At 70.6% G+C, this 22,393-nt stretch carries 19 protein-coding genes and 1 tRNA gene; 6 read left to right on the top strand and 14 right to left on the bottom strand.

The features are described from left to right. Positions 1 to 23: 23 nt before the first annotated feature. The 8 genes from VSH64_RS37795 to VSH64_RS37760 form a co-directional block, all read right to left on the bottom strand. Positions 24 to 530: a hypothetical protein gene (locus VSH64_RS37795; RefSeq protein ID WP_326567542.1), complete on the bottom strand. Its 507-nt coding sequence runs from the start codon at positions 528 to 530 to the stop codon at positions 24 to 26. 4 nt (positions 531 to 534) lie between these two features. Next, a complete protein-coding gene (locus VSH64_RS37790; protein WP_326567541.1) occupies positions 535 to 1,371 on the bottom strand; it encodes a LytR/AlgR family response regulator transcription factor in 837 nt (278 codons plus the stop codon). Between the two features lie 163 nt (positions 1,372 to 1,534). Further along, complete coding sequence (locus VSH64_RS37785; RefSeq protein ID WP_326567540.1) at positions 1,535 to 2,380, bottom strand: S49 family peptidase; 846 nt, start codon at positions 2,378 to 2,380, stop codon at positions 1,535 to 1,537. Positions 2,381 to 2,398: 18 nt separating this feature from the next. Continuing rightward, positions 2,399 to 3,700, bottom strand: coding sequence for a sensor histidine kinase (locus VSH64_RS37780; RefSeq protein ID WP_326567539.1), 1,302 nt, complete (start codon positions 3,698 to 3,700; stop codon positions 2,399 to 2,401). 107 nt (positions 3,701 to 3,807) lie between these two features. Next, complete coding sequence (locus VSH64_RS37775) at positions 3,808 to 4,362, bottom strand: DUF2199 domain-containing protein (RefSeq protein ID WP_326567538.1); 555 nt, start codon at positions 4,360 to 4,362, stop codon at positions 3,808 to 3,810. 60 nt (positions 4,363 to 4,422) lie between these two features. Next, positions 4,423 to 5,283, bottom strand: coding sequence for a DNA-formamidopyrimidine glycosylase family protein (locus VSH64_RS37770; protein ID WP_326567537.1), 861 nt, complete (start codon positions 5,281 to 5,283; stop codon positions 4,423 to 4,425). A gap of 38 nt (positions 5,284 to 5,321) precedes the next feature. Beyond that, the gene (locus VSH64_RS37765; protein WP_326567536.1) at positions 5,322 to 5,762 is read right to left on the bottom strand and encodes a DUF983 domain-containing protein; all 441 of its coding nucleotides are present in this window, start codon (positions 5,760 to 5,762) and stop codon (positions 5,322 to 5,324) included. Between the two features lie 108 nt (positions 5,763 to 5,870). Further along, a complete protein-coding gene (locus VSH64_RS37760; protein ID WP_326567535.1) occupies positions 5,871 to 7,481 on the bottom strand; it encodes a sigma-70 family RNA polymerase sigma factor in 1,611 nt (536 codons plus the stop codon). A 220-nt stretch (positions 7,482 to 7,701) separates the two neighbouring features. On the opposite strand from VSH64_RS37760, the gene VSH64_RS37755 reads away from it, so the two are divergent. Beyond that, positions 7,702 to 7,774: transfer RNA gene (locus VSH64_RS37755), tRNA-Gly, on the top strand. Positions 7,775 to 8,323: 549 nt separating this feature from the next. Continuing rightward, entirely contained in the window at positions 8,324 to 9,802 is a 1,479-nt protein-coding gene (locus VSH64_RS37750; protein WP_326567534.1) for a phosphocholine-specific phospholipase C, read from the top strand. 102 nt (positions 9,803 to 9,904) lie between these two features. Here VSH64_RS37750 and VSH64_RS37745 read toward each other — a convergent pair whose 3' ends face one another. The 4 genes from VSH64_RS37745 to VSH64_RS37730 all read right to left on the bottom strand — a co-directional run bounded on the left by VSH64_RS37745 (position 9,905) and on the right by VSH64_RS37730 (position 12,342). Continuing rightward, positions 9,905 to 10,306: an immunity 7 family protein gene (locus VSH64_RS37745; RefSeq protein WP_285971219.1), complete on the bottom strand. Its 402-nt coding sequence runs from the start codon at positions 10,304 to 10,306 to the stop codon at positions 9,905 to 9,907. 85 nt (positions 10,307 to 10,391) lie between these two features. Beyond that, complete coding sequence (locus tag VSH64_RS37740) at positions 10,392 to 10,901, bottom strand: DUF2716 domain-containing protein (RefSeq protein WP_326567533.1); 510 nt, start codon at positions 10,899 to 10,901, stop codon at positions 10,392 to 10,394. Between the two features lie 215 nt (positions 10,902 to 11,116). Next, the gene (locus VSH64_RS37735; RefSeq protein WP_326567532.1) at positions 11,117 to 11,722 is read right to left on the bottom strand and encodes a hypothetical protein; all 606 of its coding nucleotides are present in this window, start codon (positions 11,720 to 11,722) and stop codon (positions 11,117 to 11,119) included. Between the two features lie 131 nt (positions 11,723 to 11,853). Then, complete coding sequence (locus VSH64_RS37730) at positions 11,854 to 12,342, bottom strand: hypothetical protein (RefSeq protein ID WP_326567531.1); 489 nt, start codon at positions 12,340 to 12,342, stop codon at positions 11,854 to 11,856. Positions 12,343 to 12,496: 154 nt separating this feature from the next. Between VSH64_RS37730 and VSH64_RS37725 the strand changes: the two genes are divergently transcribed. The 4 genes from VSH64_RS37725 (at position 12,497) to VSH64_RS37710 (ending at position 20,436) form a co-directional block, all read left to right on the top strand. Then, positions 12,497 to 13,777: a hypothetical protein gene (locus VSH64_RS37725; protein ID WP_326567530.1), complete on the top strand. Its 1,281-nt coding sequence runs from the start codon at positions 12,497 to 12,499 to the stop codon at positions 13,775 to 13,777. A gap of 134 nt (positions 13,778 to 13,911) precedes the next feature. Beyond that, positions 13,912 to 15,087 carry a flagellar basal body-associated FliL family protein gene (locus VSH64_RS37720; RefSeq protein WP_326567529.1) on the top strand — a complete coding sequence of 392 codons (1,176 nt, stop codon included), beginning with the start codon at positions 13,912 to 13,914 and terminating at the stop codon, positions 15,085 to 15,087. Further along, positions 15,080 to 18,793, top strand: coding sequence for an FkbM family methyltransferase (locus VSH64_RS37715; protein ID WP_326567528.1), 3,714 nt, complete (start codon positions 15,080 to 15,082; stop codon positions 18,791 to 18,793). Before VSH64_RS37720 ends, VSH64_RS37715 begins: the two co-directional genes overlap by 8 nt. Before the next feature lie 83 nt (positions 18,794 to 18,876). Next, entirely contained in the window at positions 18,877 to 20,436 is a 1,560-nt protein-coding gene (locus VSH64_RS37710; RefSeq protein WP_326567527.1) for an acyltransferase family protein, read from the top strand. An 89-nt stretch (positions 20,437 to 20,525) separates the two neighbouring features. On the opposite strand, the gene VSH64_RS37705 is transcribed toward VSH64_RS37710, so the two are convergent. Continuing rightward, a complete protein-coding gene (locus VSH64_RS37705; protein ID WP_326567526.1) occupies positions 20,526 to 21,194 on the bottom strand; it encodes a response regulator transcription factor in 669 nt (222 codons plus the stop codon). Beyond that, on the bottom strand, positions 21,191 to 22,312 hold the full coding sequence (locus VSH64_RS37700; protein WP_326567525.1) for a sensor histidine kinase: 1,122 nt from the start codon (positions 22,310 to 22,312) through the stop codon (positions 21,191 to 21,193). Before VSH64_RS37700 ends, VSH64_RS37705 begins: the two co-directional genes overlap by 4 nt. Positions 22,313 to 22,393: the final 81 nt, after the last annotated feature.

The following is a 22,393-nucleotide window of genomic DNA, read 5'->3' as shown; positions in this document are numbered from 1 at the left end:
CGGGGCTTTCCCGTCCGCGGCGGTCAGTTTTCGATCATGTCCACGAAGTCGCGCTCGTGGCGCTCGGCGAGCCGGTTGTACCAAAGGCCCACCGCGAACAGGAACGGGAACGGCAGCAGCCCGAGCACGAGCCACGGGATCGGGATGCCGATCACCGTGAACCGCGCGACGGCGGGCAGCAAGTAGAACAGCACCGGCATCGCGCCGAGCACCAGCAGCACCAGCAACGCGAGCAGCACGGCGGTGCGCAGCTGCACCTTCACCAGGTCGCGGACCAGCAGCTTTCCCCAGCTGGTCTGCTCCTCCAGCTCCACCCGCGCGCGCATCCGACCCGCCGACTGGCGCGGGTCGGCCAGCACCACGCGCTGGCGCTTCGGCTTCTCGTGCGCGGGCTCGGCCGGGCGCAGCGGCTCGGGCGCCGGCGGCACCGGCTCCACGACGGCGCTGTCCTCGGGCATCCGCCCCAGCGTCGGGTCCGGTTCGCGGACGCCGTTGGCCAGGCGGTGGTAGGGATCGTCGGGTGCGGACACGGCCTCAGCCGCCGCGGCCGGTGCCGACGAGGCGGTCCTTCAGCGCCCGCGTGTGCCGGCGGCTGACCGGCAGCACCTTCTCCTCGTTGCCGATCACGACCTGGTAGCCGCCCTGCCCCATGCGCAGCTCCGTGATCAGCGGCAGCGCGACCAGGAACGAGCGGTGGATGCGCACGAACCCCGCCTTCTCCCAGCGTTCCTCGAGCTGCGCCAACGGGATGCGGACGAGGTGGCTGCCCTCGGTGGTGAACAGCCGCGCGTAGTCGCCCTGCGCCTCCACCCAGCGCACGGACGAGCGCGGGATGAGCTTGGTGGTGCCGGCGAGCTCGACGGGGATCACCTCGTCGTCGTTCTTCACCGGCTCCCCCGCGCGCTGCCCGGGCTGCGCCGGCGCGGCGGCCGCGGCCAGCTTCTCACGCACGCGCGAGACCGACCGGTCGAGCCGGTCCTGCTGGAACGGCTTGAGCACGTAGTCGACGGCGCCGAGGTCGAACGCGTTCACGGCTTCCTCGGCGTGGCCCGTGACGAACACCAGGATCGGCGACGGGTTCATCGCCGCGATCACGCGCGACATCTCCATGCCGGACAGGCCGGGCATGTCGATGTCGGCGAACACCGCGTCGACCGTCGGCAGGCCCTGCGCGCGCCGGGCGACGAGCTCGGGGTGGTCGTGCGAGAACAGCCGCAGGGCGTCGGAGGCGTCCGTGGCACTGAAAACGAGGTGCACGTGGGGGTTGCCGCGGAGGCCGTGGGTCAGTTCGTCAAGCCCGTTGGGCTCGTCGTCCACAGCCAGGATGACGAGCTTCCGGGTGTCTTCATGAGCACTCACAGTGAGTCGCATCCTGCCCATTGCCGAGTGCAATGTCCAGCCCCGTCCCACTCATCCGCCCGTCGGGGAAAGCCGACGCCCCCTTTGCCCCATTCCTGGTCACAGGCGCGGCACGGGGTGGTCCGGAGGATGCCGCCAACCGGGCGAGCGGCGACCGCGCACGAGTGGCCGGGGGTCACAACCCGAAGCGGGACCACGCCGCTTTGGTGGTGACCGCGTCGAGCATCGCGCTCGCCGCCGCGGGTGCGCCGAGGCCCAGCCGGGCGAGCAGCGGCTTCTTCGGCTCCGCCACGGAGATCTCGGCGTCGGGGTAGCGCTCGGTCACGATCTGGCGCAGCGAGCCGAGGCCGTCGATCAGCCCGAGGTCCAGCGCCTTCTGCCCGAGCCAGACGTCGCCGGTGAACAGGTCCTCGGTGTCGGTGAGCCGGCTGCCGCGGCGCTCCTTCACCCAGTCGACGAACAGCTCGTGGAGCTGGCTGTGCATCTTCTTCAGCCACTCGACGTCCTCGGGCTTCTCCGGGCTGAACGGGTCGAGCCGCGACTTGTTCGCGCCCGCAGTGTGCAGCCGGCGCTCGATGCCGAAGCGCTCCAGCAGCCCCGTGAAGCCGAAGCCGCCGCTGATCACGCCGATCGAGCCGACCATCGACGTGCGGTGGGCGAAGATCTCGTCGGCCGCGCACGCGAGCCAGTAGCCGCCGGACGCCGCGACGTCCTCGGCGAAGGCCAGCACCGGCACCTTCTTCTCGTCGGCCAGCTGGCGGATGCGTTCCGCGACCAAGCCCGACTGCGTGGGCGCGCCGCCCGGCGAGTTGATCAGCAGCGCCACCGCCTTGAGCCGGTCGTGACCGAACGCCCTGGTCAGCGCCGTTTCCACGGCCGCGAGGTTGATCGAGCCGCGGGCCAGCGGCGAAGGCGAGGGCGTGATCACGCCGTGCAGCTTCACCACGGCGACCACGTCCTTGCGCTCGACGCGGTCGCCGAGCACGGGCAGGCGGGACGTCAGCTTTTCGGTAACGCTCATGCCGCCAGGCTAGCCAGTTCAGACCGCGGGCAGCATGCCCGAACGCGATCCGTTCACACCGTTGTGCTCGACCTCGTCGTCCTCGGGCCCGCCCTGCGGCGGCACATCGGCCGAGTAGTCGGGCATGTTCGGACGCACGCCGAGCTTGAACTTCGGCACGCGCAGCGTCACCTTCATGCCGGCGCCGGGCGCGGTGTCCACGGTGAGCGCGTAGTCCTCGCCGAACACCTGGCGCATGCGCTGGTTGATGTTGCCGAGGCCGACGTGGGCGCCGGTGCGGTGCGCGTTCTTCAGGTCGATCAGCGCGCGCGGGTCCATGCCGATGCCGTCGTCCTCGACGCTGATCATGGCCTCGGCGCCGGAGTCCTGCGCGATCACGGTCACGCAGCCGCCGCTGGGCTTGCTGGCCAGGCCGTGTTTCACCGCGTTTTCCACCAGCGGCTGGATGATCAGGAACGGCACGACCACGCTGAGCACCTCGGGCGCGATCTTCATGCGCACTTCGAGGCGGCCGCCGAAGCGGGCGTTTTCGATCGTGAGGTAGCGGTCGATGTTGCGCAGTTCCTCGGCGAGCGTGGTGTACATGCCGGAGCTGCGGAACGAGTAGCGCGTGAAGTCGGCGAAGTCCTGAAGCAGCTCGCGCGCTTCTTCAGGGTCCGTGCGGATCAGCGCGGAAATCGTGTTCAGCGCGTTGTAGACGAAGTGCGGCGAGATCTGCGCGCGCAGCGCCTTGATCTCCGCCTGGTTCAGCTGGTTGCGCGATTCCTCGAGCCGCGCCAGCTCGAACTGCGTGCACACGAACTGCGCCACGGCCTCGGCCATCTGCACGAGCTTGCCGCGCGTGCGCCCGACCACGATCAGCGTGGCCTCCGCCGTGCCCTCGACCAGGATCGGCACGATGGCGGCGGTTTTCATCTTGCAGGTGCCGCGGTGGTTGCACGGCAGCTTGTTGTGGTCGGCGACCGCGCGGCGGTGCTTGCGCAGCGCCGTGCCGATGTCCTCCACGAGGTCGAGGTAGTGGTCGGTGGCCTCGCCGGCCCACGACAGCAGCGTGCCCTCACTGTCGGTGATCCCCACGGCGAGGCAGTCGAGCACTTCGAGCAGCTCGGCCGTCATCCGGTTGGCGGCCTCTTCGTCGAGCCCGGCGCGCAGGTTCGGCGTGGCCTTCGACATGCGGTGCACGGCCTGCAGCACGGCGTCCTGGATCACGCCCTTGGGCCGGCGCACCTTGAAGAGCAGCACGAGCACCGCGATCGCCAGCAGGCCGACGAGCGCCCACGGGACGACCTGCGCGAAGGGGAAGGCGGACACGACGTCCATGCTCTGCGCTCGACCGACCGGGTGCAAGGTCTGCTCTCCACTTTCTGTCCAACTGTGACGACCCACGGTGGTTGAACCCTACCGAGCCGCTTGTCACGGCCGCACGGTCACTCCGAGCGACGGAGTTTCCACCACGGCCGCTTGGGCTCCCGGAGCCGCGGTTCCGGCGCCGAGTCGTGGATGCGCTCGCGCAGATACTCCTCCACCGGCTGCGGCTCGGTGAGCAACCGCTGCACGACCGGGCTGGTGCTCGCCGTGACGCGCGGAACGCCCCAGTTTTCCAACGCCGTCACGGTTACCTCCGCGAAGAAGGTGTCCCACGGCCGCACCTCGTTGAGCAGGTTGCCGCCGAAGGTGAAGCCGATCCAGTCGTCGCCGCCCTTGCGCGCGGCGTCGTTCACGCGCTGGGCGTCTTCCCTGGCCAGGCCGAGCCAGACGCCGAGGGTCGAGGTGCGGCCGTCGGCCAGGCCGATCGGGAGGATCACGCGGATGGCGGCGCCGTGGTTCTGGCTCACGAGGAAGGCGTCGGAGCTGAAGGTGAGCGTGCGTTTGCGCTCGGCCTTCGACAGGTCGGCGATCTCGTCGGGCCAGGCGAAGTTCCAGGCCAGGTTGTCGGCGGGCAGGGTTTTGCCGCAGCAGGAGCAGGTGTGCGTGTCGGGCATGGTGGGGTCCTCGCGGCCGGGGTGATCTCGTGCGGGGATTCGGCGGCCGCGGGGCCGGTGTTACTTGAGCAGGCGGGACATGCGCCGGTCAGCGAGAGGTTTGCCGCCGGTCTGGCAGGTGGGGCAGTACTGGAAGGACTTGTCGGCGAAGGAGATCTCGCGGATGGTGTCGCCGCAGACCGGGCACGGGAGGCCGGTGCGGGCGTGCACGCGCAGGCCCGAGCGCTTCTCGCCCTTGAGCATCGCGGCCTTCTGGCCCACGGAGCGCTGCACGGCGTCGGACTCGATGTCGTGGATGGCGGCGGCGAGGGTTTCCAGCGCGCCTTCGTCGAGCTTGCCGACGGTGGCGTAGGGCGAGAGCTTGGCCTTGTGCATGATCTCGTCGGAGTAGGCGTTGCCGATGCCGGCGATGAGCGACTGGTCGGTGAGCGCCCACTTCAGCCGCGTGCCCTTGCCAGCGAACAGCTCACGCAGCTGCGAAGCGTCGAGCGAGAGCGCGTCGGGGCCCAGGCGCGCGACGCTCGGGATCTCACTCGGGTCGTGGACGATCCACACGGCGAGGCCCTTTTTCGTGCCGGCTTCGGTGAGGTCGAAGCCCGGGCCGGCGGCGGCGTTGAGGTGCACGCGCAGCGAGATCGGGCCCTTGCCGGGCTTCAACGGGGTGGGCGAGAGCTGGTCGGACCACCGCAGCCAGCCGGCGCGCGCGAGGTGCACCACCAGGTGCAGGTCGCCGAGCACCACGTCGAGGTGCTTGCCGTGGCGCGTGGCGCCGGTGATTTCGCGGCCGTGCAGGTCGGTGTAGGGCGGAACCGCGGTCTTCAGGACGCTGAGCGAGGCGATGTCGAGCCGGAACACGGTGGAGCCCACGGCGTGTTCGCGCAGGTGGTGGGCCAGTGCTTCGACCTCGGGCAGCTCGGGCATGACACCAGTCTTGCTCGTGCTGCCGGAATCGGCCAGGTCTATTCGACCGGGTGCAGCGGCCCGTCGAAGTCGGGCAGCGAGTGCTTCTGGATCGTCTTGGTGATGCGCTTGACCTCACCCGACACCGTGAACATGCCGCGGATCGTGCCGACCCAGCGCTCCGAGGGCCGGTCGCCCTGCACGTCGCCCTCGGTCTCGGCGACGACCGTCCACGGCCGGCGCAGGATCCAGCGCAACGGGAAGAACAGCAGCACCAGCAGGATCGCGAGGAACACCCACGCCGGCACGCGCACCTGGTCCGGCGTCCAGATCACCAGCACCACGGCGAGGAACGCGGTGACCAGGAGCATGGCGATGCCCGGCGTGTAGCTGCCGGCCACGTCGTGTTCGAAATCGTCCGCGGTGGCGGGCGCCCGCCACTCCATCTGGGCTCGGACCACCCAGTCGCGGCCGTCTTCACCGCGCACCAGCCGGTTCATCCTGTTGCCTCCCGGGCGACGCTCGAGTCGGTCAACGCTACCGTGACCACGCCCCGCAACGCGAGGAAGTCACGGAGCGTGGCGCGCGGTTTGCCCGGTTTCCGCTGCTCAGCGAGTCGGCGTTGAATCGGAATCGGCCGAACCGGTGACATCCGACGGGGTCACGTCTCCCGAGTCCTGGGACTCGATCGCGGTGTCGGACTGCGTGAGGGACTCCGACTCGGTGGACTTCGTCGGCGCGGACCGGGTGGTCGAGCCGGACTTCTCCGGCTTTTCCGGCACGGTGTCGCCCGCCGTCGGCGTGGTCGTGACCGTGGGCGGCAGGTAGGTCTCCGGCGGCGGCACGTAGGTGAACGACGGCGGCACGAACGACGGCGGGGCCGAAGTGCGCGTGGCGCTGTAGGGACCGTCGACCGTCGGGTCGTCACACGGGCTGCCCGACGTGAGGTCCGGTTCGGTGTCGGCCCGCGAGTCGGTGGAGTTCTCGCTCGACATCGGGGCGTGCGAAGGACTGTTGCCGGCCGGCAGGTCGACGCGCGCCGAACCGTCGGACGGCTGCCCGGCCCCGACGCCCGACGTGGGCCCGCCCGGCAGCTTCGGCACGTCGTTGGTGCCCAGCTGCGCACCGGCGGGATGCACCGGCGGGTGCGCCGGGCGAGCCGCGCCGTGGAGCCGGCCGGTGGCCACGCGCGGCCCGTGCTGCACCTGCGGCGGCGGCTGGTGCGCGGGCGCGGCGGGCGGCTGCAACGCCAGCTCCGGCGCGCCGCCCTGGAGGCCGACGTCCTGCACCGGGTGCGACCCGAACACGAGCGGACCCGTCGTGAACCCGGCGACGCCCGCGGCAGCCGTCGAGGCCAGCGCGAGACCCACCTTCACCTTCGAGCCGAACAGCACGCTCTTCACGGTGGCGGCCACACCGGTGACCTTGCCGAGGCCGGCCAACGCCGGCACCGCGACCACGAGCACCTCGGCGTGCGCCCGCAACGACGAACACACGTCCCGCAGCTCGTCCTGCGTCGCACGACAAGAAGCGCACCCCAGCAGGTGCGCCTTGATCCGCTCGGCCTCGGCCCCCGTGACACTGCCGGCCGTGAAGCCGCCGAGCTTCTCCACCACCGAACGGCACGTTTCCGGCCCGCGGTTCACCGACAGGTGCGCCTGCAGGTACGCGGCCCGCAAACCCTGGCGCGCGCGGCGGGCCAACGCCGCCGTCGCGTTCGCCGACAAGCCGAAGTGCGGCGCGACCATGGCCGGCTGCTCGCCCTCGACCTCCGTCTGCCACAACACCGTGCGCCACCGCTCGGGCAAGCTCGTGAACGCCGTGGTGATCAACGTGTGCTCCGCCGACCGCGCGTTGGTGTCCGCCCCGGCGCCTGCGCGGAACGTGAGCTCGTCATCGGTCACCGGCACATCGCGCCGCGCCCCGTGCCACTCCCACGACACCCGCCGCGCCACCGTGAGCAAATACGCGCGCACGTAGTCCCGAGGACCCGACCCGCGGCGCAACGCCTGCAATACGCGGAAAAACGTTTCAGCCGTGATGTCCTCGGCCTCGGAACTGTCCGAGGCGAGACTCTGCGCCAATCTCCGCACCGCGGCCGCGTGAAGCTCGAACAGCTCCCCGAACGCCGCGTCTTCCCCATTGCGAAGCCGCTGCAAAAGTGCCTGCTCGTCGGATTCCGAGGCCGCTGGTGGCGGCGCCGTGCCCAGCTCGGTCATCCGGCAAGGCACCTCCTCCCCCGAAGGACTCACCACTCGGTCGAATGGGGACACCATACGGAGCGAAAAGCCCGTCGTCACCCCTTGTACGCCCGATGTGACAACGAAGCACCGAGTCGAAGCACGTCAGAGGCCGGGACGCACCAATACGGACCCCCCGAAAGTGGCGTCCACCCCTCGGTATAGAGTTGTCGTCAACACCGAGCACCAAGCGGTTCACGCGGATGTAGCGCAGCTGGTAGCGCATCACCTTGCCAAGGTGAGGGTCGCGGGTTCGAATCCCGTCATCCGCTCGGTCCAGGGGCCACTCTGTCTGCGGATAGCGCAGACCGGGTGGCCCTCGCCATTTTTCCCGGGGGGCCGAGCCCCCCGGACCCCCACGGTGCGGAACGTGACCGACCCAGCGTGGTGAGTTTCCCCGGGGACCCGAAGTGTGGTTGGTGACCGACCCAGCGTGGTGAGGTTCCCCGGATCCCGGCAGTGCGGTTGGTGACCGACCCGGCGTGGTTGAGGTGGGATTGAGCTACTGCGCGGGGCGCAGTGCTCCGGGTGAGTGAAAGTCGTTTGGTGGGTGCCGGGTGCGTTGTGCGCGTGCCAGGTGCCTCGTCGGTGTGCCCGGGGGTGTTGTTGGCGTGCGCGGTGTGCGGGGGCCTGGGGAGGCAAGCGGAGGGTTAGTGGGGGGTTAGGGGAGGGCAAGGGGCCGGGTGGAGTAATTCGCTGAGCTGCGGGGATGCCCTGGTTGGTGTGAAGGTCTGGTTCGGCGCTGGTTTTCATGATGTGTTTGGTGGTTGTTCCGGGATAACCACCTTTTTGGGTGACGGGGTGGCTGCAGGGTGTCAGCCATGACCGAACTGACTCGTCGACGTCTACTCGGATCCACGGCCGGGGCGGCAGCAGCCGCCGCGGCGGCGACGCTGTTGCCGCCCAGCGTGCAGAAGGCGCTGGCGCAGGGTGCGCCCAAGCACGGCTCGCTGAAGGACATCGAGCACGTCGTGCTGCTGATGCAGGAAAACCGTTCGTTCGACCACTACTTCGGCACCATGCGCGGCGTGCGCGGGTTCGGGGACCCCCACGCGGCCAAGCTGCCAGGTGGCAAGTCCGTGTTCTACCAGCCCGACGCCGAAAACCCCGCCGGCTACGCGCTGCCGTTCCACCTCGACACCCACGCCACCAACGCCCAGAAGATCCCCTCCACCTCGCACGCCTGGCAGGTCCAGCACGACGCCCTCAACGGCGGCAAGATGGACAGCTGGCTCCCCGCCCACCGCAAGGCCGACGGCAAGAACGGCCCGTACGTGATGGGCTACCACACGCGCGCCGACCTGCCGTTCCAGTTCGCGCTCGCCGAGGCCTTCACGGTCTGCGACGCCTACCACTGCTCGGTGCTCGGCCCCACCTGGCCGAACCGCATGTACTGGATGACCGGCACCATCGACCCCGACGGCGTCAACGGCGGCCCCATCCTCGACAACACCGCCCCGACCGGCGGCTACACCTGGACCACGTACGCGGAGCGCCTCCAGGCCGCGGGCGTGAGCTGGAAGGTCTACGAGCAGAGCGACACCTACGGCTGCAACATGCTCGAGAACTTCGCCAACTTCAAGAACGCGCCGGCCGACTCGCCGCTCGCCGTCAACGGCCTCACCCACCGCCCCGAAGGCCAGTTCGAGTACGACGCGCGCAACGACAAGCTGCCCACCGTCTCGTGGATCATCTGCACGTCCACGGCCTCGGAGCACCCGAACTACACCCCCGCCGAAGGCGCCGCGTTCGTCGCCTCCAAGATCGACGCCATCGCGTCCAACCCGGACGTGTGGGCCAAGACCGCGTTCATCCTCAACTACGACGAGAACGACGGCCTCTTCGACCACGTCGTGCCGCCGATCCCGCCCGCCGGCACCCCGCACGAGTTCGTCAACGGGACCTCCCACGGCGGCACCAAGGGCAACGGCCTCTGGGTCGGCGCGGGCTACCGCGTGCCGGCGATCATCATCTCGCCGTGGACCGCGGGCGGCTGGGTGTGCAGCGAGCAGTTCGACCACACGTCGACGCTGCAGTTCCTCGAGCACGTGACCGGCGTGAAGGAAACCAACATCTCCGACTGGCGCCGCAAGAACTTCGGTGACCTGACCTCGGCGTTCCGCTTCAACGACCACAAGGCGCAGCCGCCGACGCTGCCCGACACCTCGGGCCCGCTCACGCTCTCGCGCTACGAGGCCGCCAACCTGCCCGCGCCGGTCTTCCCCGGCACGGACCAGAAGCCGCCGCGCCAGGAGCCGGGCCACCGCCCGTCGACCCCGCAGCCGCCGCACCACCACTGACGGCGACTCCGCTGACGCCCTCCCGCGGGCAGTGAAAGCGAACGGCCCCTTCGCGCCACAAGTGCGAAGGGGCCGTTCGTGCGGTTTCAGAGCGCAGGTTTCCTACAGCTCGTAGACGTCCAGCACGGTCGGCGCGACCGGCGTGAGGTGCGCGTCGGCGTGTTCGCAGACGACCCCGCGCGCCATGCGGAACACGCGGAATTCGTTGTCGTGGTCGGGATCCTGGTCGTCCCACACGTGCAGCAGACCGTAGGAGCCGGGCGCCAGCTCGCCGACGCGCGTGAAGGTCTCCAGCAGTTCGGGCGCGATCGCGCCGCCGTGCTTGTCCAGACCACCGAGGTGGAGCATCGGCATGCCCGCGCTCCAGCGGAGGTCGACGAGGTCCAGCGTGCCGGCGTCACGCACGGCTCGGTGGACGCGATCGACCAGACGCTCCAGCAGAGCAGCGTCGTCGTCGCCGCTCGTGGTCGCGGCGATGGTCACCCAGCCGTGGTATTCGTACACGTCGCGAACGGTAGCAGCGCCACAAGCTGCACCGATGCGCCGGTCGGCCCGCCGCGACGGGCGGTTCTCCCGGCGAGCCGGGCGGTCAGCGCGCCAGGGCGCTGGGGCGGCCGTCTCGGCGCAGGGTCTTGGTCAGCACACCTTCGCCGTGCTTCTCCACGGCCGGCAGCAGCCGATCACCGAACGCGCACAGCGTGCGCTCCCACGGGTGCCCGAGCGTGCCGAAGCTGAAGTCCTCCGCGAGGAACAGGTGGTAGTCGCCGCGCGGGAACACGGGCACGGGCCACGCCGCGCCCTCGGCCATGCGGTGCGGCCAGAACTTGAACGACTGGTGCTGCCAGTGCAGCACCCACAGCCACTCGTCCTCGCGCACGCTCTCCTTCAGCGCCGCCAGCACGATCCGCGCGACGTCGGGCTCCTCCACCGCGTACGGCCCGAGCCGGAACTCCGCCGACGCACGGTCGAAGTCACCCGCCGAAAGGTCCCACGTGCGAGAGGGCGCGGGCTCGCGGAAGCCGGGCCAGTCGTGCGCGAAAGTGCTCGGCCAGAAGCCGAGCTTGTTGTAGACCCAGTACCAAGCTGGCTCGTCGGCCACTCTGGAGAGTGGCTCCCAGGCTGCTGCGTTCACTTATCGACCTCGAAGTCATCGGCCGGCTCGAAACTGACGAAAGCTTCGTGTCCGGGGCCGAGATTGTCCAGTCCATCGCGCCCCAGTGCCAAATGCGTCACCCGAGTGGGTGCGTCGCGTGACCGTGGCCTGGGGAATCGGTGACCGAGCGCAGCCGCGGCGCCCGGTCACCGAACGTCACCTCAGGCGGCTTCCCAGAGCGTCATGAACGCCGACGCCTCGCTGAACGCCCACGGCCGCAGCCGCTCGCGATCGCGCGCCGTGAGCGTGAACTCCTTCGCGCGCCGCACGTCGACCACCAGCGCCTCACCGCCCGGCAGGAGGTCGGGCATGCCCTGCACGAGCAGCCACAGCGCGAGCTGCGCGGCGTCGCGGGTCAACGGCTCCTCCTTGAAGTAGAGCCAGGTGGCGTAGCGGACGCCGTTGCTCTTGCGCAGGCCCAGCTGCGGGCTCAGCCCCACCTCCAGCTCGCCGAGCGGCACGCGCGCCCGCCCGACCTCGATCAGCTTCGGGTCACGTCGCCCCAGGTAGCGCAGCCAGCCCTCAGCGATCGCCGCGTAGTGCGGGCGCGTGCGGTCGTCGGCGTGGTGGACCAGCGAGCGCATCGCCACCTCGTCCTGGCGCGCCCCACGCCCGGCCCGCACGGCGTTGGCCGCCCGCCGGTAGTAGTTGAACGCTGCCCGCGACGGGTCCTCGTACAGCCTCCGCTGCCGCCTCACGAACGACGACCGCGTGGGACCCGTGCTCGCGCTGTAGCCGACGAACGTGGGCAGGGTGATGTAGGCCATGCAGCCGCCTTCCGGTCCGAAAACTTCGCCGATGCCGGTCCGCTGCGACACAGCGAGCTGCACACGCTGCGGGCCGGCATCTCCCCTGGACACGGCCAATTTTAGAACATGTGTACGACAGTTTTTGCCGCTCAACGGGTGACGGGCGGCCAGCTTCCGGCAAGAAGTTCACGGGCCTGCTGCAAGATCTGGTCCTCGCAGAAGCTCACGGGGGTGACGTCGGTGGGGATCCAGGAGTCGAGCATCGCGATCCAGCGCCGCACCTCGGTCAACGCTTCGGGGTGACCGAGCCGCGCATCGAGCTCCCAGACGGCCGTGGCGCCCTCGTTCACCGACACGTCGCCCCGGGCCAACGCGGCCAGCGCCGCACCGAGCAACTGCCAGCGGGCCGACGCCGCGTCGGCCGGCATCTCGATGCCCAGCTCCGCCACGACCTGCGCGAACAGGTCGGGCGCGGTCGTGTCGTCGCGACCCAGCCCGGCCAGCATGGGCAAGGTCGGCGAGTCGAGCCCCGCCACGACCGCCCGCACCGCCGCGGCCACCAGGTCGTCGGGCAGAACGGCCCGGCCGGCGAGCCGGTCCACGGCCAAGGCGGCGATCTCGCCGCGGGCGGAGGACATACACCGATCCTACGGACGGCCCTGGACCCTGGACGCCGAGCGACGGGCGCGGAATGATCTCGCCGACGAATCGATCACGAGTCGACAAACCGGTACCCCCGCAGGTTTCGGTGCGTGAAAAACTACGGACCGGACCAGTGGCAGAGGGATGGCGATGAGCTGGCAGGAAGAGCTGCGGCGGCTGGACTCCGACCTGGCCGCGGGCCGGATCGGGCACGCCGAGCACCGGCACCGGCGCGAGGAGCTGCTCGCCGAGGCCTCGGGTGGGGGCGCGGCCTCGCCGGTGGCGTCGCCGTTGCGGGCCGGTGGTGAGGGGCCGGCGCCGGTCGCGGAGCCGGGTCCGGCCGCGGGGACGTGGAACGCCGAGCCGGTGACGTGGAACCAGCCGGCCCCAGGGTGGGCGCCGACGGTGCCCGCCGCACCGATGGCGCCGATGACTCCGATGGCACCCGCCGCGCCGAGCACGCCGAACACCTGGGCCAGCGCCAACCCGGCCCACCACCCGTCGCCGGATCAGACGCAGCCCGTGTGGCACCCCGTGCAGCAGCAGGTGACCGAGCCCGCAGAGCACGCCGCGCCGCCGGCCGAGGAGAAGAAGCCGCAGCGGCCGCCGCGGTCGTCGTTGACGCGCAAGCCGCGGTGGGACCCGAAGAAGGGCGAGAAGTCGTTCGCGACCGCGCCCAGCCCGGCCGACGTGAACCCCACCGGCTACCTGCCGGTGACCGGCGACACGGGTGACCCGGCGCAGGCCACGCCCGAGCTGCGCCGCCTCTGGGAAGAAGCGCCGCCGCGGAAGAAGAAGCCGACCTGGCTGTTCCTGTCGCTCGGCGTGCTGATCGTGCTCGCGCTGGTCGTGGGCGGGATCTGGTACATCGGCAACCGGCCGAACCAGAGCGACGACGCGGACACCGTGTCGCCGCCGCCGGTCCCCACCGCGAGTGGTGACCCGTCGACCTCGCTCGAGGACAAGCTGCCGGCGCTGGCGGGCACGCCGAACCCGGACAACTCGACGATGTCGCTGGACAAGGCCGTGGAGCTGAAGGTCGTCTCGCAGGCCGACGCCGACCTGATGAAGTCCGCCTCCGCGCAGGAGCTCGTGTACCGCGCGTACGCCGACACCACCCACACCGACAACGGCACGATCCTGCTGGCCGTGCCGACGCCGTCGCCCGCGCAGGCGGCCCAGCTCGTGAAGGGCCTGAAGCAGAACCTCACGGCCGGCGGCTTCGGCAGCACGCCGCTCGGACCGGCGCCGACGGACCTCCTCTACTCCGGCAGCAGCCCGGCCGGACGGGTGCTCGCGTTCTGGTACACCTCCGGCCCGGTGGCGATCGGCATCGGCGTGTCCGAGCCGCTCACGGACGACGCGGTGGTGCTGCGGTCGCGGATCGAACAGATCCGCACGAAGGTCGCCGCGGCCCTGCCCGCCCGCTGACCCGAGGCCGGACACGGAAGTCGACCCGCGGGGTCGCACGGGGTCACAGCCGTGCACAATGTCCACGTCGTCACACACATCGGGTCGCGGTGGCGCACTGATCGTCGCCATGCCGACGGATAAGGGGGGGCCTGGTGTCCTGGCAGGAGGAGCTGCGGCGGCTGGACGAGGAGCTCGCGTCAGGGCGGCTGTCCGCGGACGACTACCGGATCCGGCGCGACCAGGTGCTGTCCTCGGCCGTCGGCCAGCAGGACCAGCCGGCGCCGCAACAGCCCAACCCGAGTGCGGACTCGACGCAGATCATCACGCCGGTGAGCCCGCCGCAAGGCATGCCGCAGCAGCAGGCCCCGCAGCAGCCGGCGCCGCAGCAACCCCCCGCCGACCCCAGCGCCGAGCGCACCCAGGCCGTGCAGCCGTGGCAGATGCAGCAGCACAGCGACCCCGCGCGCACCGAGTACGTGCAGCCGCAGCAGCAGCCGCCGCAGGCGCAGTACTCCCCGCCCGGCGGGTTCCAGCAGCCGGCCTCCCCCGCCGGCGGCTTCCCCCAGCAGACCCCGTGGAACGCGGCCGACAGCGACCAGAGCCCGCCGTGGGGCGGCGGCGACCTGCCGCCACTCGGCCCGTCGGGCAACGACTCCTTCCGCCAGGGCCCGGAGTTCTTCACCGAGAAGCCCAAGGGCGGCAACGGCAAGAAGATCGGCGCGATCGTCGGCGCCGTGGTGGTGCTGGCCGCGATCGCGTTCGGCGCCTACTGGCTCTGGGGCCGTGGCACCAGCACGGCTGAGCAGCCGCCGGCCCAGCCGACGCAGCAGGCGCCGTCCAGCGCGCCGAAGCCGCCGGACCCCATGGCGGTCGCCGACCTTCCGGGCGCCGCTGAGAAGTACGACAGCATCAAGAACTTCACGCAGATCCCGGCGCTGAACTACCTCACCTCCGACGAGCTGTCGACGTACGAGGCCGCGCAGGCCAGCGACGTGAAGTTCGTGGTGCACGACCTCGGCGGTGGCGCCCGCGTGATCGTGATGCTGACCAAGGTGAGCAGCCCGTCCGCGGCGCAGAGCGCGGCGAGCAAGCTGCTGGCCACGCAGATCCGCAACGACGCCACCCGCGTCGACGGTGCCCCGGACGGTGTGTTCGTGACCTCGGTCGACGCGAAGGACAGCACCCCCGCGCAGATCCGTGGCCACTACGTGCACGACAACGTGGTGGTCCGGATCGAGGTGACCGCTCCGGGGAGCCTGCAGACCGCGAAGACGAACTTCGACTCGATCCTCGCTGCTCAGCTGAAGGCGCTGCCGAGCAATGGCTGACGCGCGCACCGTCACCGCTTGCACCATCGTCGCGCGCAACTACCTGCCGGCGGCTCGTGTCCTGGCCAGGTCCTACCTGGCCCAGCACCCCGAAAACGACTTCGTCATCGCGGTCATCGACGGCCACGAGGACGAGCGCGACGGGTACCGGGTCGTCGGGCGCGACGCGTTCGGCATCGACCCGGACGACTACCTGCGCATGGCCACGGCGTACTCGGTCACCGAGATGGCCACCTCGGTCAAGCCGTACCTGCTGCGCGAGCTGCGCCGCGAGTACGACGTGGCGATCTACCTCGATCCGGACATCAGGGTCTTCGCGCCGATGCCGGAGATCGCGGATCTCGCGATGGAGCACGGCATCGTGCTCACCCCGCACGTGCTGTCCCCGCTGCCGCGCGACGGGATGGAGCCCGACGAGGCCGTCATCATGGGCGCGGGGATCTTCAACCTCGGCTTCATCGGGGTCGGCCCCGGCTCCGGCGGCTTCCTCGACTTCTGGGCCGAGCGGCTGAGGCACGACGCGATCGTGGCACCGGACCGGCAGCTGTTCACCGACCAGCGCTGGGTGGACAACGTGCCCGCGCTCTTCGGCCACCACGTGCTCACCGACCCGGGTTTCAACGTCGCGTACTGGAACCTGCACGACCGCCCGATCGACCGTGAGGACGACGGCGGGCTGACCGCGGGCGGGGCGAAGCTGCGGTTCTTCCACTTCAGCGGTTACCGGCCGGAGACGCCGTGGCTGCTGAGCTACTACTGCGCACGCGAACCGCGCGTGCTGCTCTCGGCCAACCCCGAGCTGCGCGAGCTGTGCGACGCTTACGGTGCGGCGCTGCGCGAGGCTGGTTACGCCGAGACGCTGGAAGCGGTGCCCTACGGGTTCGCCGGTTTCGGCGACGGCACACCGCTGCCCAAGCTGGCCCGGCGCGTGTTCCGCGATGCCTGGATCAAGGCCGAGCGCAAGAAGAAGCGCCTCCCGCCGCACGCCTACGGCGAAGACGGTGGCCTCGCCCTGCGCGAGTGGCTGGCCGGCGCGGAGGACTCGGCGCAAGCGGCATCGGGGCTGAACCGCGCGGCGCTCGCCGTCTGGGAGTCCCGGGTCGATCTCCGCTCCGCCTTCCCGCACCCGACGGGTGAGGACGCCGAGAAGTTCCGCGCCTGGTGCGTGACCTCGGGCATCAACGAGGGCGAACTCGCCGAGTGGGCGCTGCCCGGCCACCCGGTGGCCGCCCGCCCGCCGGTGGACGAGTTCGGCGTGAACCTGCTCGGTTACCTCACCGCCGAGCTGGGTGTCGGCGAGATGGGCCGCATCGTCCACGAGGCGATCGAGGCCGCCGAGATCCCGATCGCGTCGGTCGTCGAGGAACGCATCCTGAACCGCACCGGTCTCGACCAGCCGGCGAGCCTCGGTGACCCGCGGTTCCCGGTGAGCGTGCTCGCCGTGAACGCCGACCAGACGAGGGTGGTGCTCGGCACGCACCCCGAGGTCGGGCACGACCGCTACCGCATCGGCCTGTGGGCGTGGGAGACCGAGGACTTCCCCCCCTCGATGCACGAGGCGTTCGCTCTGGTCGACGAGGTGTGGACGGTCAGCGACTTCTGCCGCACCGCCATCGCCAAGCACTCGCCGATCCCGGTCAAGACCGTGCCGGTACCGGTGCGCGATCCCGGTGAACCCACCCGCCGCGCCCGCGAAGCCGGTGAGCCGGTCCGGTTCCTGTTCGCGTTCGACTACAACAGCATCGCGCAGCGCAAGAACCCCTGGGGCACCATCAAGGCGTTCCAGCAGGCCTTCCCCGGCCGCGACGACGTGCGGCTCACGATCAAGACCATCAACGCGAAGCAGCGCCCGTTCGAGGCAGAGCGGCTGCGCGCGGCGGCTCAGACCGATCCGAGGATCGATCTGATCGAGCGCTACCTGTCGGTGGCCGAACTGAGCGACCTCTACGACCGCAGCACGTGTTACGTGTCGCTGCACCGGGGCGAGGGCTTCGGGCTGACCGTGGCCGAGGCGATGGCACGTGCTCTGCCGGTGATCTCGACGGACTACTCCAGCACCACCGAGTTCCTCGACTCGACCACCGGCTGGCCGGTGCCCTACCGGCTGGTCCCGGTGGGCAAGGGCAACGACCCGTACGAACCGGCCACGCTGTGGGCGGATCCGGACGTCGAGGCGGCCGCGGCCGCCATGCGCGAGGTCGCCGACAATCCGGCCGAGGCCGAGCGGCGCGGCCGCAAGGCGCGCCAGCAGGTGCTGCGCACGCGGTCCATGGCGACCGCCGCCGAGTGGATGCGCCGCGAGCTGCACGGCGCGTACGAAACCTGGCGTTCGCGCCAGGCGTACCGGCCCCAGGAGCCCGAGCACCCGCTGACCCCGGTGCGCAACGCGGCCGCGGCGCTGCAGTGGCGGCCGGAGCCGGGCGCGCCCTCGCGGACGCCGCTGGCGCCCGCGATGCGCAAGGCAGTGATGCGGGCCATCGACCACTACGACGTGCACCAACGCCGGGTCATGGGCGAGCTCCGCGACGCCACGGAAGAGACCACCAGCAGGTTGCTGGCCCGCCTGGAGTCCGTGGAGGCGCGCCTCGACGACGCGCGGCGGGCGGCGGAGCTGAGCCGACGGTTCGACGACAAGCTGGACACGCTCAAGACCTCGGTCGAGAGCCGGCTGCGGGTGCTGGAGACTTCGGTCGAGGAGCTGCGCGACCAGACGCCGGGCTTCGATCTGGCGGTGCGCAACATCGAGGCCGACGTCAGCAAGATGTCGGAGAGCTTCACCGGGGAGCTGGAGTCGGTCACGGCGAACGTGCACGCCGACTTCTCGGCCCGTGACCAACGCCTCGACCAGGACGAAGAGGCGATCCAGCGCAACTCCGTCGACCTGGGTGCGCTGCGCGACGCCGCGCGGCTCTCGCACGTTCCGATCCCACGCGACGCCGAGGTCGTGGTCAGCGATGTCGGCGCGCTGCTGATGCCGGTCGACGAGGTCATGCTCCCGTGGATCCAGTTCCACCGGTCCTGGGAGAACAGCGAGGCCGAGCTCATGTGCGAGCTCGTGACGCGCCACCCCGGCGCCATCCTCGACGTCGGCGCGCACGTCGGCTACCACACGCTGCGGCTGATGCGGTCCTGTCCGGACGTCAGCCGCGTGATCGCCGTCGAGGCCGATCCCCTCAACGCCCAGTACCTGCGCCGCAACCTCGAGGTGAACCTGCCCGCCGCCGCGGTGGAGCTGACCACCGTGCTGCCGGTGGCCGCCTGGGACCACGCCGGCACCGTGCGGCTCGCCCACCCGGAAGCCGACAACAGCGGCGACAACCGGGTGAGCGAGGACGGGCCGGGTATCGACGTGCCGGCGGTCCGGCTCGGCGAGGTGCCCGAGGTGCTCGAGCAGCAGATCACGCTGATCAAGCTCGACCTGCAGGGCCGCGATCACCGGGCGCTGGCCGGGCTGGACGAGGTGCTGCGCCGCGACCGCCCGCACGTCGTGTGCGAGTTCTGCCCGAGCGCCATCGAGGAGCTCGGGGACGACCCGCACGCGGTGCTCGCCCGCTACCGCGAGCTGGGCTACCAGCCGATCGAGGTTGGTGACGAAGGGCCGGTCACCTACCCACAGGGTGACCGGGAGCTGATTCGCGTCGCACGGCGTAACGAAAAGGACTTTGTGACGCTGTGGCTCCGCCCCGAGCCCGCGTCAGCTGGGTGATTTTCCATCCGTGGAAATCACGCGGTGTTTCTTAGTTACACTCCTTGCGGACTGAGTCGGTTCGATCAACTGGGGGGTGGGCGTTGGCCGAAGTCGCGCCCTCCGAACCGGCAAAGAAAACTCGGATCGTCTTCATCGACATCGGCCGCGGGCTCGGTGCGCTGCTGGTCTTCTACAGCCACATCGCACACCCCTGGGTGAAGGCCAAGGGCGAGCACGCGCCCTACATCGACTTCATCGAGACGTTCACCAGCGACCCGATGCACATGTCGACGCAGGGCATCGGCGAGATCGCGGTGCCGTTCTTCTTCCTGGTCAGCGGTTTCGTGGTCACCCCGATCGCGATGCGGCAGGGCAGCGGACGGTTCGCCGTGAACCGGCTGATCCGGGTGTACGCGCCGATGGTGTTCGTGGTGCTGCTCACCGCGCTGCTGATCTTGGTGAACCTGCATCCGCCCGCGACGCCGGGGCAGTCGCAGGAGCTGACGCCGCTCACCGTGCTCACCAACTCCGTGCTGGTCAATTACCTGATCAACCCGCAGGTGGTGCTGGTGCCGGTGGCCTGGACGATGATCGTCGAGGTCCTGTTCTACGTGATCCTGCTGCTGTTGCTTCCGGTGCTGCGCCGGTGGGTGTGGCTGGCCATCGCGGTGGAGATCACGTTCATCTTCGTGGTGATGCTGAGCGGCCGGCAGCTCGGCGCCGGGTACTTCCTGTTCGCGGTGAACGTGTCCTACCTGCCGATCATGATCATCGGCCAGGTCATCTGGGCCACCACGTCGAAAAAGATCCCGCTGTGGGCCGGTGCCGTGTTCGGCGGTCTGGCGTGGAGCCTGTACGTGTTCGGCGACATCATCAACGTCGGCCGCGTGGACACGGCCTACAACCTCTCGATGGCGTTCGCCGTGGTGCTGTTCCTGCTGGGCATGATGGCGGAACCGAAGCTCAAGCAGCGGAAGTTCTGGACCGTCGTGTCCGAGCGCAGCTACTCGATCTACCTGCTGCACATGCTCGTGTCCTTCGTACTGCTGCAGCTGCTGCGCCCGGCGGTGCCGTTGCCGATCGCGCTGCTGATCGTGATTCCGGCGGTGTTCGGCGTGGTCGAGGTGAGCTACCGGTTCGTGGAGCGGCCGAGCCACGCGCTGGCGCGCAAGCTCTCATACCGGCGCGAGAAGTCGACGCCGATCCAGGTCACCAGCGAGATCACGATCGAAATCCCCAAGGTGGACCGGCCTCGGCACCTGGCGGGCGATGCGCCGGCGGGTTCCGTCTCCGGCTCGTTGAACGGCAGCCTGCCGCCCCCGCCGACCAAGGGCATTCCCAAGCCGCCGCCTCCGCCGCGGGGCGTTCCGAATCCGCCGCCGACGCCGCCGAGGGGTGCGCCGACTCCGCCGCCGACTGACGCGGAGCAGACCCTGATCACCCCACGCGCGGTCCCGCCGCACCGGCCCCGGCCTGCTCTGCCGCAGGACCCGGGCTCCGACCGCACCGCCGAGCCCCGTGCCCGGCACAGCACGCCGCGGCGGCGGCCGTCAGCCCCGTCGGAGTTGCAGTACCAGCCTGACCAGGAAGATCACGGCCAGCGCGGCGACCACGACGATCTCCCACGCCATGGGAGCTCCTTCCGCCGAACACATCGCTGAGTGAGGCGATGCTCTGCCGGTAAGGCGTCCGAACGTGGGACGACGTTCACCGACACGGCGTAACTCACACCTTCGGGCTAGTTCGCGGTTCAGTGCTTCCGCGGGGTGACGAGGCCTGATTCGTAGGCCAGCACCACGAGCTGAGCGCGGTCCCGAGCGCCGATCTTGGTCATGATCCGGCTCACGTGCGTGCGGGCCGTGGCGGTGGAGATCACCAGGTGGGCGGCGATTTCGTCGTTGGAGAGGCCGCCGGCGACGAGGCCGAGGACCTCGCGTTCGCGGTCGGTGATCGCCTTCACGGCGGCGGTGTCGATGCGGCGGTGTTCGGGGCGGCCGACGAATTCCGAGATCAGGCGGCGCGTCACGGTCGGGGCCAGCAGGGCCTCGCCGGCGGCGATCACGCGCAGGGCGCGCAGCAGCTCGACCGGTTCGGTGTCCTTGAGCAGGAAGCCGCTCGCGCCCGCGCGCAGGGCCTCGTACACGTACTCGTCGACGTCGAAGGTGGTCAGGACCAGCACCTTCACGTCGGCGAGGGCGGGGTCGGCGGTGATGCGGCGGGTGGCTTCGAGGCCGTCGGTGCCGGGCATGCGCACGTCCATCACCACGATGTCGGGCCGGTGCTCCTGCGCGAGGGACACGGCTTGCGCACCGTCGCCGGCCTCGCCGACGACGGTGAAGCCGTCTTCGGTCTCGAGCAGCACGCGGAAACCCGCGCGGACCAGGGCCTGGTCGTCGGCCAGGACCACGGTGATCGTCATGACTCCCCCTTCACGGGCAGCTCGGCCCGTACTTCGAAACCGCCTTCGGTGACGTCCGCCCGCACCGTGCCGCCGAGTGCCGCCGCGCGTTCGGTCATGCCGCGCAGGCCGTGGCCGGGGGTCGGGGCGGTGGTGGCGCGGCCGTCGTCGCGGACGGTGAGCACGAGGGCGCCCGGGTGCCGTTCGAGGTGGACGTCGACGTGCTGCGCGCCGGTGGCGTGACGGACGACGTTGGTGAGCGACTCCTGAAGGATCCGGTAGGTCGCGGCGGCCACGGGCGCGGGGACCTCACCGGCGTCGCCGTGCAGGCGTACCTCGAGGCCCGCCGCGCGCGCGTGGTCGAGCAGCTCGGACAGCTGCGCGAGGCTCGGCGTGGGGGCCTTGTCCTCGCCCGAGCGCAGCACCGCGAGCGTCGCGCGCAGGTCGTTGAGCGCCGACGCGCTGGCGGCCTTGATGTTCAGCAGCGCCTCTTTCGCCTGCTCAGGCCGCCGGTCGGCGACGTGGGCGGCGACGCCGGCCTGCACGTTGATCATCGCGAGGCTGTGGGCCACCACGTCGTGCACCTCGCGGGCGATCTGCAGCCGTTCCTGCTCGGCCAGGCGGTGGCGGTGCTCCGCGACCTGCTCGCGCCGAGCCGCCAGCGCCGCGAACTGGTAGCGCACGGCCGTGCCGATGCCGATCACCGCCGCGAGCCACACCACGAACACCCCGGCCGAAGCCGCGATCGCGAACGACCGCGTGGTGATCACGTGCGCCGCGTAGCCGGCCACGAGCACGCCGGCGCCGACCCAGCCCGCGAGCACCGGGCCGTGGCGGCGGGTGAGCATGAACAACGCGATGGTGGGCACCAGGATCACCGGCCCGCCGGGCTCGCTGGAGGCGTAGAACGCGTACGCCGACGCGGCCGTGACCACGAACACCGGCAGCGGGTAGCGGTGCACGACCAGCAACGTGAGCACGGTCGCGACCAGCCACGCGGCGCCGGCCGGGGTCAGCGCGTGGGCGCCCGGTTGCCAGCGGCCGGCCGCACTCGTGGCGCCGAGCGTGAACACGAGCACCACGAAGGTCCGGAACACCCGTCCGAACCACGGGTTCCGCGCCCGCCACCACTCCTGCATGCTGCAGAAAACTACCGGTCACGCGGCCTGCGCGCGTCCGTCCGGAAGCGGCATCCTGGCTACGTCCCGTGCGGTACCGAA

Origin of the sequence: Amycolatopsis rhabdoformis, assembly GCF_035918295.1 — a bacterium.
GTDB lineage: Bacteria > Actinomycetota > Actinomycetes > Mycobacteriales > Pseudonocardiaceae > Amycolatopsis > Amycolatopsis rhabdoformis.
This window is presented reverse-complemented; position numbering and strand designations above follow the sequence as displayed.

Excerpts from the sequence above, each read along its gene's own strand:
- VSH64_RS37790 (WP_326567541.1), bottom strand. The coding sequence starts at position 1,371 with ATGCGACTCACTGTGAGTGCTCATGAAGACACCCGGAAGCTCGTCATC.
- VSH64_RS37785 (WP_326567540.1), bottom strand. The coding sequence starts at position 2,380 with ATGAGCGTTACCGAAAAGCTGACGTCCCGCCTGCCCGTGCTCGGCGAC.
- VSH64_RS37780 (WP_326567539.1), bottom strand. The coding sequence starts at position 3,700 with ATGGACGTCGTGTCCGCCTTCCCCTTCGCGCAGGTCGTCCCGTGGGCG.
- VSH64_RS37775 (WP_326567538.1), bottom strand. The coding sequence starts at position 4,362 with ATGCCCGACACGCACACCTGCTCCTGCTGCGGCAAAACCCTGCCCGCC.
- VSH64_RS37770 (WP_326567537.1), bottom strand. The coding sequence starts at position 5,283 with ATGCCCGAGCTGCCCGAGGTCGAAGCACTGGCCCACCACCTGCGCGAA.
- VSH64_RS37765 (WP_326567536.1), bottom strand. The coding sequence starts at position 5,762 with ATGAACCGGCTGGTGCGCGGTGAAGACGGCCGCGACTGGGTGGTCCGA.
- VSH64_RS37760 (WP_326567535.1), bottom strand. The coding sequence starts at position 7,481 with ATGACCGAGCTGGGCACGGCGCCGCCACCAGCGGCCTCGGAATCCGAC.
- VSH64_RS37750 (WP_326567534.1), top strand. The coding sequence starts at position 8,324 with ATGACCGAACTGACTCGTCGACGTCTACTCGGATCCACGGCCGGGGCG.
- VSH64_RS37735 (WP_326567532.1), bottom strand. The coding sequence starts at position 11,722 with ATGGCCTACATCACCCTGCCCACGTTCGTCGGCTACAGCGCGAGCACG.
- VSH64_RS37730 (WP_326567531.1), bottom strand. The coding sequence starts at position 12,342 with ATGTCCTCCGCCCGCGGCGAGATCGCCGCCTTGGCCGTGGACCGGCTC.
- VSH64_RS37725 (WP_326567530.1), top strand. The coding sequence starts at position 12,497 with ATGAGCTGGCAGGAAGAGCTGCGGCGGCTGGACTCCGACCTGGCCGCG.
- VSH64_RS37715 (WP_326567528.1), top strand. The coding sequence starts at position 15,080 with ATGGCTGACGCGCGCACCGTCACCGCTTGCACCATCGTCGCGCGCAAC.
- VSH64_RS37705 (WP_326567526.1), bottom strand. The coding sequence starts at position 21,194 with ATGACGATCACCGTGGTCCTGGCCGACGACCAGGCCCTGGTCCGCGCG.
- VSH64_RS37700 (WP_326567525.1), bottom strand. The coding sequence starts at position 22,312 with ATGCAGGAGTGGTGGCGGGCGCGGAACCCGTGGTTCGGACGGGTGTTC.